At 62.5% G+C, this 12,941-nt stretch carries 12 protein-coding genes; 9 read left to right on the top strand and 3 right to left on the bottom strand.

What is annotated here, in order from left to right; genetic code table 11:
* The first annotated feature begins 57 nt into the window (after positions 1 to 57).
* The 5 genes from mfd to QQK95_RS01480 all read left to right on the top strand — a co-directional run bounded on the left by mfd (position 58) and on the right by QQK95_RS01480 (position 6,715).
* On the top strand, positions 58 to 3,555 hold the full coding sequence (mfd, locus tag QQK95_RS01500) for a transcription-repair coupling factor (RefSeq protein ID WP_284268118.1): 3,498 nt from the start codon (positions 58 to 60) through the stop codon (positions 3,553 to 3,555).
* A 117-nt stretch (positions 3,556 to 3,672) separates the two neighbouring features.
* Positions 3,673 to 4,005, top strand: coding sequence for an Mpo1-like protein (locus tag QQK95_RS01495; protein ID WP_284268116.1), 333 nt, complete (start codon positions 3,673 to 3,675; stop codon positions 4,003 to 4,005).
* 2 nt (positions 4,006 to 4,007) lie between these two features.
* The gene (locus QQK95_RS01490) at positions 4,008 to 4,469 is read left to right on the top strand and encodes a DUF3995 domain-containing protein (RefSeq protein WP_284268114.1); all 462 of its coding nucleotides are present in this window, start codon (positions 4,008 to 4,010) and stop codon (positions 4,467 to 4,469) included.
* A gap of 108 nt (positions 4,470 to 4,577) precedes the next feature.
* Entirely contained in the window at positions 4,578 to 5,951 is a 1,374-nt protein-coding gene (locus QQK95_RS01485) for a class II 3-deoxy-7-phosphoheptulonate synthase (RefSeq protein ID WP_284268112.1), read from the top strand.
* 194 nt (positions 5,952 to 6,145) lie between these two features.
* On the top strand, positions 6,146 to 6,715 hold the full coding sequence (locus QQK95_RS01480; RefSeq protein WP_284268109.1) for a DUF4337 domain-containing protein: 570 nt from the start codon (positions 6,146 to 6,148) through the stop codon (positions 6,713 to 6,715).
* A gap of 88 nt (positions 6,716 to 6,803) precedes the next feature.
* Here the strand turns inward: QQK95_RS01480 and QQK95_RS01475 are convergent, their stop codons facing one another.
* Positions 6,804 to 7,874: a diguanylate cyclase gene (locus tag QQK95_RS01475; RefSeq protein WP_284268107.1), complete on the bottom strand. Its 1,071-nt coding sequence runs from the start codon at positions 7,872 to 7,874 to the stop codon at positions 6,804 to 6,806.
* Between the two features lie 415 nt (positions 7,875 to 8,289).
* On the opposite strand from QQK95_RS01475, the gene QQK95_RS01470 reads away from it, so the two are divergent.
* Positions 8,290 to 8,706, top strand: a complete 417-nt coding sequence (locus QQK95_RS01470) for a GFA family protein (RefSeq protein WP_284268105.1) — start codon at positions 8,290 to 8,292, stop codon at positions 8,704 to 8,706.
* A 78-nt stretch (positions 8,707 to 8,784) separates the two neighbouring features.
* Positions 8,785 to 9,144, top strand: coding sequence for a diacylglycerol kinase (locus QQK95_RS01465; RefSeq protein ID WP_010909685.1), 360 nt, complete (start codon positions 8,785 to 8,787; stop codon positions 9,142 to 9,144).
* A gap of 23 nt (positions 9,145 to 9,167) precedes the next feature.
* Here QQK95_RS01465 and QQK95_RS01460 read toward each other — a convergent pair whose 3' ends face one another.
* Together QQK95_RS01460 and QQK95_RS01455 are read right to left on the bottom strand one after the other, a co-directional pair.
* Positions 9,168 to 9,755, bottom strand: coding sequence for a DedA family protein (locus tag QQK95_RS01460; RefSeq protein WP_284268100.1), 588 nt, complete (start codon positions 9,753 to 9,755; stop codon positions 9,168 to 9,170).
* Positions 9,752 to 10,315: a DUF1003 domain-containing protein gene (locus QQK95_RS01455; protein ID WP_284268098.1), complete on the bottom strand. Its 564-nt coding sequence runs from the start codon at positions 10,313 to 10,315 to the stop codon at positions 9,752 to 9,754. The genes QQK95_RS01460 and QQK95_RS01455 overlap by 4 nt, the downstream gene beginning before the upstream one ends.
* Before the next feature lie 86 nt (positions 10,316 to 10,401).
* On the opposite strand from QQK95_RS01455, the gene QQK95_RS01450 reads away from it, so the two are divergent.
* Together QQK95_RS01450 and QQK95_RS01445 are read left to right on the top strand one after the other, a co-directional pair.
* Complete coding sequence (locus tag QQK95_RS01450) at positions 10,402 to 11,118, top strand: DNA-3-methyladenine glycosylase I (RefSeq protein WP_284268096.1); 717 nt, start codon at positions 10,402 to 10,404, stop codon at positions 11,116 to 11,118.
* 93 nt (positions 11,119 to 11,211) lie between these two features.
* Positions 11,212 to 12,888, top strand: coding sequence for an NAD+ synthase (locus QQK95_RS01445; RefSeq protein ID WP_284268093.1), 1,677 nt, complete (start codon positions 11,212 to 11,214; stop codon positions 12,886 to 12,888).
* The last annotated feature ends 53 nt before the right edge of the window (positions 12,889 to 12,941 follow it).

The raw sequence follows: 12,941 nt of genomic DNA, 5'->3' as shown, positions 1-12,941 counted from the left end.
AGGAAAAGTGCGAAGCGGTTTTCCCAGAGAATTGCGACAAGCAAAGACCGTGATTTGATGAGCCTCATTCCCACCATAGGTCTGCCGAAAGGCCGTGCCGGCCAGTTCATAGTCGACGGTGTCGCCGATGGCTACGAGGCCTTCGCGCTGGTGCAGGCTGCCCTGGAAATCGCGCCCGACAAGCCGGTGCTGTTCGTGGCGCGCGACGGCCAGCGCCTGCCTGCTATCATCGAGGCGCTGGCCTTCGCCGCACCCGGCCTGCCGGTGCTGGAACTGCCGGCCTGGGACTGTCTGCCCTACGACCGGGTCTCGCCCGGCTCCGACGCTGCCGCCAAGCGCCTCGATGCGCTGACCGCGATGATCGCGCTGGCGAAGAAGCCGCATCGCGCCGTCATCCTCACCACCGCCAATGCTCTGCTGCAGCGCGTTCCGCCGGCCGACCTGGTCGAGGCGCAGACCTTTCATGCCAGGCCCGGCAACCAGATCGACATGAACGCGCTGGTGTCGCGGCTGGAAACGTCCGGCTTCGAGCGTGTGCCGACGGTGCGCGGTATCGGCGAATTCGCGGTGCGCGGCGGCATTCTCGACCTGTTTGCTCCGGGCTGGACCGAGGCGCTGCGGCTGGATTTCTTCGGCGACACGCTGGAATCGATCCGCGTCTTCGATGCCGCCACCCAGCGCACCACCGGCCAGCGCAAGTCGATGGCGCTGCAGGCGATGAGCGAAGTGGCGCTGACGCCCGAAACCATCAGCCGTTTCCGCCGCTCCTATATCGAAGCCTTTGGCGCGCCGCAGCGCGACGATGGTCTCTACGCGGCAGTAAGCGAGGGCAGGCGGTTCGCCGGCATGGAACACTGGCTGCCGTTCTTCTACGAGCGGCTGGAGACGGTGTTCGACTATCTGCCCGACACACCCGTCATTTTCGACCATCTGGCGCATGAGGCACTGGCCGAGCGCCACACGTTGATCCTCGACCATTATGAAGCGCGCAAGAAGCAGGCCGACGCTGCGCTGAAGGATGCGGTGCCCTACAAGCCGGTTGCGCCCGATCTGCTCTATCTCTCGCCGGAAAACCTGATCGCCTCGCTAGGACCGCGCGAAGCGATCGACTTCACGCCCTTCGACGCGCCCGATGCCGGCGCGAAAAAGGTCTACCACGCCGGCTCGCGCCATGGCCGCAGCTTTGTCGAGGAGCGCGCCGATCCGAACGTCAACGTCTTCGACGTCGTCGTCAGGCATATCGCCGACGAACGCGCGGCGCGCCGGCGCATTGTCATCGCCGGCTGGACGGAAGGCTCGCTCGACCGGCTTGGCCAGATACTCACCGAGCATCATCTCGGCAATCTCAAGCAGGTCGAGACGCTGGCGCAAGCCGAACAGCTCGAGCCAGGGCAGGCGGCTCTTGCCGTGCTGCCGCTCGAATCCGGCTTCGAGACCGAAAAACTTGTCGTCGTTGCCGAACAGGACATTCTGGGCGACCGGCTGATCCGGCGTTCCAAGCGCAAGAAGCGCGCATCCGACTTCATTGCCGAGGCCTCTGCGCTGTCGGCCGGCGATATCGTCGTCCATGCCGACCATGGCATTGGCCGCTTCATCGGCCTGCGCACCATCGAGGCGGTCGGTGCGCCGCATGACTGCCTGGAAATCCACTATGCCGGCGACGACCGGTTGTTCCTGCCGGTGGAAAACATCGAGCTGCTGTCGCGCTACGGTTCTGACACGGCCGAAGCGACGCTGGACAAGCTCGGCGGCGGCGCCTGGCAATCGCGCAAGGCCAAGCTGAAGCGGCGCCTGCTGGACATGGCGGGCCAGTTGATCCGGATCGCCGCCGAGCGGCAGATGCGCGCCGCACCGGCGCTGGTGCCGGCCGAGGGCCTCTATGACGAATTCGCCGCGCGTTTCCCCTATGAGGAGACCGACGACCAGCAGACGGCCATCGACTCGGTCAGGGACGATCTCGGCGCCGGCAAGCCGATGGACCGGCTGATCTGCGGCGATGTCGGCTTCGGCAAGACCGAAGTGGCGCTGCGCGCCGCCTTCATCGCGGCGATGGAAGGGTTCCAGGTGGCCGTGGTGGTGCCGACGACGCTGTTGTCGCGCCAGCACTTCAAGACATTTTCCCAGCGTTTCTCAGGCCTGCCCATTCGCGTCGCCCAGGCCTCGCGGCTGGTCGGCGCCAAGGAACTCGCCGAGACGAAGAAGGCTTTGGCCGAGGGCCAGGTCGACATCGTCGTCGGCACCCATGCGCTGCTCGGTTCGTCGATCTCGTTCAAGAATCTCGGCTTGCTGATCATCGACGAGGAGCAGCACTTTGGCGTCAAGCACAAGGAACGGCTGAAGGACCTGAAAACCGACGTCCATGTGCTGACCCTGTCGGCGACCCCGATCCCGCGCACGCTTCAACTGGCGCTGACCGGCGTGCGCGAGCTGTCGCTGATCGCCACGCCGCCGGTCGACCGCATGGCGGTGCGCACCTTCATCTCGCCCTTCGACCCGCTGGTCATCCGCGAGACGCTGCTTCGCGAGCGTTATCGTGGCGGACACTCCTTCTATGTCGTTCCGCGCATCAGCGATCTCTCGGAAATCCATGATTTCCTGAAGGAATCTGTCCCGGAGTTGAAAGTGGCGGTGGCCCATGGCCAGATGCCGCCAGGTGAACTCGACGACATCATGAATGCCTTCTATGACGGCCAGTACGATGTGCTTTTGTCGACGACCATCGTCGAATCCGGCCTCGACATCCCGACCGCCAACACGCTGATCATCCACCGCGCCGACATGTTCGGCCTGTCGCAGCTCTACCAGCTGCGCGGCCGCGTCGGCCGTTCCAAGGTGCGCGCCTATGCGCTGTTCACGCTGCCGGCCAACCGCAAGCTGACCGATACGGCCGAGCGCCGGCTGAAGGTGCTGCAATCGCTCGACACGCTCGGCGCCGGCTTCCAGCTCGCCAGCCACGATCTTGATATCCGAGGCGCCGGCAATCTCTTGGGCGAAGAACAATCCGGCCATATCAAGGAAGTCGGCTTCGAGCTTTACCAGCAGATGCTAGAAGAGGCCGTCGCCGAGGTGAAGGATTCCGGCGAGGTCCAGGATGGCGGCTGGTCGCCGCAGATCGCGGTCGGCACGGCGGTGATGATCCCGGAAAGCTATGTGCCGGACCTGCAGCTCAGGCTGGCGCTTTACCGCCGTCTCGGCGACCTCGAAAACACCGAGGAGATCGACGCTTTCGGCGCCGAGCTGATCGACCGTTTCGGCCCGCTGCCGGACGAGGTGAAGCATCTGTTGAAAATCGTCTTCATCAAGGCGCTTTGCCGCAAGGCCAATGTCGAGAAACTCGACGCCGGGCCGAAGGGCGTCGTCATCCATTTCCGCAAGCGCGAGTTCTCCAATCCGGTCGGGCTGGTCAAGTTCATCGGCGAGCAGGGCTCGCTGGCCAAGATCCGCCCGGACCACAGCGTCGTTTTCACCCGCGACTGGCCGACGCCGGAGAAGCGGCTGGCGGGCTCGGCAGTGGTCATGACGCAGTTGGCAAGGCTGGTGGAGAAGGCGGCTTAGTGCGGGATTTTTCGCTTAGCAAAGATCGCTTCCGGGTCTGCGGCGATTGGAGCCATTGAAGTATTTTGGCCCAAGGGATCAGATGGGGCCGCAACTCATCGCTGAACGGGGAATTCCATGAACCCGCAGACGTTCGATGAATACTGGCTCGGATATCTCGCCGGCCATTCAAAACCTTCGACGCGGTTTATCCATTATATCGGCCTGTTTTTCGCACCGCTCGCCGGGATTGCGGCATCTTTTCTGGTCGTCTGGTGGGCTTTCCTGATCATCATCCCGTTCTTCTACCTCGCGGCGCTCTTTACCCACCCTTTGCTTGAGCACAACAGCAACAAGCCGTTCGCGGACCGGCCGCTGTGGAGCGCCATCGCCTTGCTTCGCATGCTTGTACTCGATCTGACGGGTGGGCTTGGCCGCCAGCTCAGGCGATTGGACGAGGGCGTCCGTTAGGCATGGCGAAGGCGGTCGTCGCTCTCTGTTCCGCCATTCTGTTGCTTGGAGCGGGCTTCCATCTCTATTGGGGTTTCGGTGGTCGCCTTGGCGCCGGTGTCGCGCTGCCGCAGCGCGAGGATGGAACCCCAGCCATCAAGGAGACGGCTGTCGGTGCGATGGCGGTGGGATTAATCCTGGTGCTGGTGCTGCTGCTGGTTCTCGGCTTCGCCGGTGTAGTCCGCCTGCCGGTGCCGCAACAGCTGCTGAATGCATGCATTGTCGTATGGACATTCATTTTCATGGCGCGGGCGTTGAGTTGGTCGAGATATTTCGGGCTGTTCAAGCAGGTCAGGGCCACACGTTTTGCCCGCTATGATACCTGGTTCTACAGCCCATCCTGTTTACTGTTGGGTTGGGCTTTTTCTATCTCGCTCTGTCACAGGCGGCGGATTGAGCCGTCGGCCACCATTCGCCAGCGCTGAAATTCCGGTCTAGAATAGGAAATCGGCTTCGTGTATGGAGCCGCCACCCCATATAGGGGCGGGAAAGGCGGGCGAGGGTGCCTGCCGGAAAGAGCGTTGGGTGCAGCGATGACGAAATGGTCGCCGAATTCGTGGAGAGCAAAGCCGATCAAGCAGGTTCCTGCCTATCCGGACCTTGCCGCGCTGAAGAACACGGAAGCCCAACTCGCCACCTACCCGCCGCTGGTCTTTGCCGGCGAGGCACGCAAGCTGAAGAAGCAACTCGCGGCGGTCGCCGCCGGTGAGGCGTTCCTGCTCCAGGGTGGCGATTGCGCCGAAAGCTTTGCCGAACATGGCGCCGACAACATCCGCGACTTCTTCCGCGTCTTCCTGCAGATGTCGGTCGTATTGACCTTCGCCGGTGCACAGCCGGTGGTGAAGGTCGGACGCGTCGCCGGCCAGTTCGCCAAGCCGCGCTCGTCCGACAACGAGACCAAGGGCGAGGTGACGCTGCCGAGCTATCGCGGCGACATCATCAATGGCATCGAATTCGACGCCAAGTCCCGTATTCCCGATCCTGCCCGCCAGGAAATGGCGTACCGCCAGTCGGCGGCGACGCTCAATCTTCTGCGCGCCTTCGCCCAGGGCGGCTATGCCAGCCTGGAGAACGTGCATCGCTGGATGCTCGGCTTCGTCGCCGACAGCCCGCAGGGCGAGAAGTACGAATCGCTCGCCAACCGCATCACCGAGACGATGGACTTCATGAAGGCCGTCGGCATCACCTCGGAGACCAATTACGCGCTGCGCGAGACCGATTTCTACACCAGCCACGAGGCCCTGCTGCTTGGCTACGAGGAAGCTCTGACCCGCGTCGATTCGACCTCCGGCGACTGGTATGCCACGTCAGGACACATGATCTGGATCGGCGACCGCACGCGCCAGCCCGATCATGCCCATGTCGAATATTGCCGCGGCATCAAGAACCCGCTCGGCCTGAAATGCGGCCCGTCGCTGACCGCTGACGGCTTGCTGGAACTGATCGACCTGCTCAACCCTGAGAACGAGCCCGGCCGGCTGACGCTGATCGCCCGCTTTGGCTCCGACAAGGTCGCCGACCATCTGCCGAAGCTGGTGCGCGCGGTGCAGAAGGAGGGCCGCAGCGTGGTCTGGTCGTCGGACCCGATGCACGGCAACACGATCGAGGCCGCCGGCTACAAGACGCGGCCGTTCGACCGCATCCTGAAGGAGGTGCAGACCTTCTTCGAGGTGCACCGCGCCGAAGGCACGCATCCCGGCGGCATCCATGTCGAGATGACCGGCAAGAACGTCACCGAATGCACGGGCGGCGCGCGCGCCATCACGGCCGAGGAATTGCAGGATCGCTACCATACGCATTGCGACCCGCGCCTCAATGCCGACCAGGCGATCGAACTGGCCTTCCTGGTGTCGGATCTCCTGAAGAAAAGCCATCCGGTGCAGCACAAGCAGGCCGTCAACGGCTGATCCTGCCGATCCCAATCGACCAACATGCGAGGGCGCCGGAGAAATCCGGCGCCTTTTCCTGTTCCGGGACGATGTTGGCCACGTGGTCGCCGCGTCAAACCTTACGAAAATTTATGCCGACGCGACCTCCGCAAAACAAGATTGCGGTGAAGGTACGCCATCGACCCAATCATCTCTGGCCAGGATTCGACGACATGGCAATGGAAGACGCTACCCAAGAGCACCTCGAGAACGCCGAGCATGCCGAACATGCCGCGCATGAAGGCAATCCCTTTCTGACCACGGTCTCCGTTACCATAGCGGTGCTGGCGGTTCTCGCCGCGACGGTCGGCAGCTTCGAATCGCTCGAAACCGCGGAGGCGATAAACGACAAGAGCGAGGCTGCCTATCTCCAGAACAAGGCCAGCGATCAGTGGAGTTTCTTCCAGGCAAAGAGCATCAAGAAGAACAGCTATGAGATCGCGACGGCGATGGGTGGCCCAGGAACCGACCAATTCCAGGCCGCTGCTAAGCGCAATGAAGCCGATGGCGTGGAGATCCAGGCCAAGGCGACCGAATTTGAAAAGCAGGTCGATGAAAAGCTGCGCGATAGCGACGTGCGCGAACACCGTCACCATGTCCTGACATTCGCGGTGACGCTGCTGCACATCTCGATCGCCGTCGCGACACTCTCCATCATCACCCATGGCAAGCGCTGGCCGTGGATCGGCTCGCTGGCGCTGGGCGCCCTGGGTGTGATCGCGGCCGGCTTCGCCTATGTCTGATTGGGCCTGCGTCTATGTCTGATTGAGGGGGCGGGCATCGCCATCCAATTGGAAAGAGGCCTGCATCGCCTGTCGACGGCGACTGGCGTCAGTCCTTCTTGTAGAGCAGCCAGCTCTTGCCGGCGCGGCCGGCCATCGTCGAATGCTTGGTGACGCGGTTGCGGCCGCTCACTTTCGAACGGTAGAGCGCCCGGTCGGCCTTGGTGTAGAGGTCCTCCGGGCCTTCGGCCTCGGATGCCATGCAGATGCCCATCGAGACGGTCACGGTGCCGTAATTCATGCCGGTCTGGCTGCTGGTGAACGGCGTCTGCTCGATCAGGGCGCGAATGCGCTCGGCGATCTCGTAGGTGGCGTCTTCGCTGGCGCCCTCGATGATCAGCGCGAATTCCTCGCCGCCGGTGCGGGCGACGAACATGTCGCCGCGAATGCTGGTCTGGAAAATCTCGGCGATGATCTGGATGATCTTGTCGCCGATAGGGTGGCCGTAGCGGTCGTTGATGTCCTTGAACCGATCGATGTCGGCAAGGATCAAGGCATTGAACAGGATACCCTTGTTGCTGGTGTAGATCCGGGTGATTTCCTTGTCGAAGGCGCGGCGGTTCCAGATCTGGGTCAACGGATCCGTATCGGCCAGCCGCTTGTATTCCTCGAGCTTAGACTTGACGTTTTCGAGTTCGGCCGTCTTGTCGCTGAGCGTCGAAGCGATCTGCTTGCCGTGATCGATCGTCGAATTGGTGGCGACGGCCATGGCGTTGGCGATTTTTTGCAGGAGATCCTGGGAGAGCAGGCTGCGGCCGCTCAGGCCGTTCGATGTCTCGTCGAGGATCCTGCCGTATTTTTCGATATGGCTGCGTTCGCTCCGCAACAGTGCCGCGACCTCCTCGAGTTCCCGGGCTATGACGTCCCGCGCATGCTCGACGATGCCGGGGCCGTGGTTCTGGGCAAAGAAGGCGCGTCCGATCTTATCCAGCTCGTCCTGCGTCGGCCGGCTGCTCAGCGACACGACGGCGAGACTGAGCTCGCGGTTGGTGCCGCTCAATGCCTCGTAGAAGATTTCGTAGTTGCGCGGCAGGCCGAGGACGCCAAGCTGGCGCATGGTCGCGACAACCGTGGCTGCGATGTCGGTGCTTCGTTCGGTCGTGGCGGCTGCCGGCTGCATGTCTGATCCACTCTTCCCCTCGGATCCCGACGCGGAATTTGCGGGTTCCATTGATCGCCGACCTGGGGAGCGCGACCTGATAGTCCAGAACATCTTGCGAAGAGGCGCGTCCCCACCCGCGACCTTCGCTTGGCGTGACCATAATTGCAGTGGCGCTAAAGTTTCCTTAATCCGCACGACTTCCACAGGTTTTTCGCTACCTGTGGCTGTAGAAGCATAAATTTTGTACCACCATCGCGGGACCGCGCCCGGTTTTGAGGGCTTTGACTTCGAAATCCGCGTGTTGTGCTGACGGAAATGAGACTGAATTTCGAATCTGTCACCCCAATCGATGTCGCATTTGCTTGCACGCAACCACCGCAAAGCTGGAATCCTGGCAACGATGCTGGGCGAGGTTTCAAGAAGGAGTGCCGAAATGAGCGATAGTCACCAGGGATCATGCCTGTGCGGAGCGGTCCGCTTCCGGACAAGGGGAGCCTTGCGCGGTGTCGTCTACTGTCACTGCTCGCAATGTAGGAAGCAGAGCGGGCATTTCTATGCCGCGACCAACGTCGCCGACGCCGACATCGTGATCGAGGGCACCGAAAGCATCACATGGTATGAAGCGTCCGCTTTCGCGGGGCGCGGTTTCTGCAAGACATGCGGGTCCGTGCTTTTCTGGAAGCCAAGGGCTCAAGACTATATTTCGGTCATGGCGGGAGCGTTCGACAAGCCGACAGGTCTCAAGGGCGACTGTCATATCTTCGTTGGCGACAAGGGCGACTATTATTCGATCGACGACGGGTTGCCGCAATTTGAAAAGTCGACGCCTTTGATAGCGGTCGCTGAATGAATTTTGCGCGACACGCCTTATTCCCTTGATCGGGCCGTTGCTTTATCTCGTGCCGGTAATTCGGAAAGAGGTTTGGGCATGCAGCGGCTGATCGACGCTTTTTTCAATTCGGTGCGGGCGTTTCGCAAGCTGGCCGCCAGCGAGAAGGCTTTCCAGCAGGAACTGATGCTGCTGGTGCTCGCTCTGCCCGCGGCGTGGTTCGTTTCGGTGTCCTGGCGTGGTTATGCCCTGCTGATCGGGGCGGTGCTGTTGCTGATCATGGTCGAGGTGCTGAACACCGGCATCGAGGCGGCCTGCGATGCCTTCAGCCGCGAGTTCAATGTCGACATCCAGCTGGCCAAGGATTGCGGTTCGCTGGCGGTGCTGATTTCGGTGGTCATCGTCGCCGGTGTCTGGGGCATTGCGCTTATCGAGCGCATCACCGGCTTTCCCATCTGACCTTCCGGGCGACGCCGACCATATCACTGCTCCCGGCGACGCTCCCGCTTGGCGATGTGGCGGGCGACGAACCAGGCCAGCACGGCCACGGCGAGGCCAATGCCGAGCCCGATGAACAGCCGCTCGTGGCGCATCAGCGCCTGGCCGACGAAATGCTCGGCGCCCAGCCCGAAGACATAGCCGACCGTGCTGAACAGCACCGCCCAGATTATCGATGAGATGGCGTTGAGGATGACGAAGCGGGGTGCTGGTACGGTCGACAGGCCTGCCGCGACGCCGCCGACCAGGCGCATGCCGTAGACATAGCGGTTCGACAGCACGAAAATGTTGGGATGGGTGTTGAGCAGACGGTAGGCGCGGCGGAAGCCGGGCCGCCTGCGCAGCCTGACGACATGGCGGTTGTCGGCGAAACTTCTGCCGAGGATGAAGAAGCAGGTGTCGCCGACGAAGGCGCCGAGCGCCGCCGCGACAATGGCATGCCACAGCACGAAAACATTCTGGTGGGCGAAGAAACCGCCGAGGATGGCAGCACTTTCGCCTTCGGCGACACAGCCGAGGAAGACGGCAAGCAACCCATATTGTTCGATGAAATGATGGATCGCTTCGGTCATGAGGCCGACTGCTGCCGCGCCAGCCTCTCGTCGATGCGCTTGACCACTTCCGCCAGCCGAACGATCTCGTCGCGCATGCCGATGATCTGGCTGTGGCGCAGTTCATCCAACTTTTCGTGCAGCGCCATGATCTCGATCTCGGCCTTGAGATTGACCTCGTAGTCGTGGGCGGCGTCGATGCGGTCGCGTTCGGTCTGGCGGTTCTGCGCCATCATGATCACCGGCGCCTGCAAGGCGGCGACCATCGACAGCACCAGGTTGAGGAAGATGAACGGGTAGGGGTCGAAGGCATCGCGCGTCAAAAGCCAGACATTGCCAACTGTCCAGACAACCAGGAAAGCGAGGAAGCCCAGGATGAAGGACCAGGAGCCGCCGATGCGGGCGATCGTATCGGCAAGGCGGTCGCCAAAGGTCTGGTGGAAAGCGACGGCCTTGTTGGTGTCCCTGGAGATCGTGGTGCGCTCGAGCGTCGATTGCAGCACGCGGCTCTCCAACTGGCTGAGGCCGTCCGATCGTCGCTTGAGCCAGCGGTTCGCCAGGTCGTCGATTGTCTTGTACATGGCCGTCTCCGTCGTCAGTGGAGATAGACGTAGAGGCTGCCGCCTCTCGCGGGAAGTGGTACATTCAGGCCAACAGCGAGGGACCCATGGCCGATTTCCAGAAAATTCGCCTGCGCGCGGCAAAACGCAAGGGCGGCGAAGCGGAGCTTGCAACGCTGCTCGGGCCTGTGCCCGACAATGCCGCGGTCGCCGACATCCCCGACGATCGCATTCTCTCGACCATGGCCGAGCGGATCTTTGCCGCCGGTTTCGTCTGGCGCGTCATCGAACAGAAGTGGCCGGGCTTCGAGGAGGCGTTTCTGCGCTTCGAGCCGAAGCGGCTGTTGTTCCAGCCTGACGATTTCTGGCACGATCTGGCTTCCGACCAGCGCATTGTGCGCAATCCGCAGAAAATCAAATCCGTGCGCGACAACGCTGCCTTCGTCGAACGCGTGTCGAAGGAGCATGGCGGCTTCGGTGAATTCCTCGCCAACTGGCCCGCCGGCGACCAGGTCGGGCTGATGGCCTATCTCGGCAAGCATGGCAGCCGCCTGGGCGGCAATACAGGCCAGTATTTCCTGCGCTGGCTGGGCTGGGATGCTTTCGTCATTTCGGCCGACATGGCGGCAGCGCTTCGCGACGCCGGCCTCGACATCGCCGAAAGCCCGACCTCGAAGAAGGACCTCGACAAGATCCAGGCGCAGATCAATCAATGGGTGGCGGACACGGGCCTGCCGCGCCGGCACATTTCGCGTATCCTGGCCATGTCGATCGGCGAGAACCATTCTCCGCAATCGTTGCGCGAATATATGGGCGACGACTGATCGGTCGGGCACGAATGACGTCTGTCATTCGGTCGGGGTTGGTCCAAGCGAACGCCATTGCGAGGCGAATTTTGCCGCGCTAAGTCAGCAGGCATGACCAAGAAGCCCGACATACTGCGCATCGCGATCGCCCAGCTCAATCCGACCGTCGGCGATGTCGCCGGCAACCTCGCCAAGGCCCGCGAGGCGAGGGCGGATGCCGCGCGCCAGGGCGCCGATCTCGTGCTCTACACCGAGCTTTTCCTTGCCGGTTACCCCCCGGAGGATCTGGTGCTGAAGCCGGCTTTCCTGAAGGTCTGTGAAAAGGCGGCGCAGGAGTTTGCAGCCGATACATCCGATGGCGGCCCAGGCGTGATCATCGGCACGCCGCTGAAGCGCAAGAGCGGCACGCACAATTCGATCATCGTCGCCGATGGCGGCAAGATCATCGCCGAACGCTACAAGCTCGACCTGCCGAACTATGGCGAGTTCGACGAGAAGCGCGTCTTCCAGGCTGGACCCGAGATTCAGGGACCTGTCAATTTCCGTGGCGTGCGCATCGGCATTCCGATTTGCGAGGACATCTGGGGCGATGTCGGCATCTGCGAATCGCTGGCGGAAAGCGGGGCGGAAATCCTGCTGGTGCCGAACGGCTCGCCTTACTATCGCGCCAAGATCGATGTCCGCCACCAGGTGGTCATCCGCCAGGTGATCGAATGCGGGCTGCCGATCACCTATGCCAATCAGCTTGGCGGCCAGGACGAGCTGATCTTCGACGGCGCGTCGTTTGCCATCGGCGCCGACAAGACATTGGCTTTCCAGATGAGCCAGTTCGAGGAAGCGGTCGACGTCATCACGTGGAAGCGCGGGGAGGACGGCTGGGTCTGCGCGGAAGGGCCGATGTCGAAGATCCCCGAGCGGGAGGAGGCCGACTATCGCGCCTGCATGCTGGGCCTGCGCGACTACGTCAACAAGAACGGCTTCAAGAATGTGGTGCTCGGCCTGTCCGGCGGCATCGATTCGGCGATCTGCGCGGCCCTTGCCGTCGACGCGCTCGGCGAAGAGCGGCTGCGCGCGGTGATGATGCCCTACCGCTACACGTCGAAGGATTCGCTCAAGGACGCCGAGGATTGCGCCCGCGCGCTCGGCTGCCGCTATGACATCGTGCCGATCTTCGAGCCGGTCGAAGGTTTCCTGCATGCGCTGACGCAGCTCTTCGAGGGCACCAAGGAGGGCATCACCGAGGAAAATTTGCAGAGCCGTGCGCGCGGCACCATCCTGATGGCGATCTCCAACAAGTTCGGCTCGATGGTGGTCACGACAGGCAACAAGAGCGAGATGTCGGTCGGCTATGCCACGCTCTATGGCGATATGAATGGCGGCTTCAACCCGATCAAGGACCTCTACAAGATGCAGGTCTACGCACTGTCGCGCTGGCGCAACAGCCATGTGCCGCCGGGCGCGCTCGGGCCATCGGGCGAGGTCATCCCGAAGAACATCATCGACAAGGCGCCGTCGGCGGAATTGCGCGAGAACCAGACCGATCAGGATTCGCTGCCGCCCTATCCGGTTCTGGACGACATCCTCGAATGCCTGGTCGAGAACGAGATGGGCGTCGACGACATCGTCGCGCGCGGCCATGACCGTGCGACGGTGACGCGCGTCGAGCATCTGCTCTACATCGCCGAATACAAGCGCCGGCAGGCGGCGCCGGGGGTGAAGATCACCCGGAAGAATTTTGGCCGCGACCGCCGCTACCCCATCACCAACCGTTTCAGGGATCGTGGGTAGGCGCGTTCGTCCGCTGGGCGAAAATATGCGGTGCCGCGGGGCGAGGGTACAGC

This window comes from Mesorhizobium huakuii, assembly GCF_030160235.1.
Taxonomy (GTDB): domain Bacteria; phylum Pseudomonadota; class Alphaproteobacteria; order Rhizobiales; family Rhizobiaceae; genus Mesorhizobium; species Mesorhizobium huakuii.
Note: the sequence above shows the minus strand (reverse complement) of the source record. Positions and strands in the feature narration are given on the sequence as shown.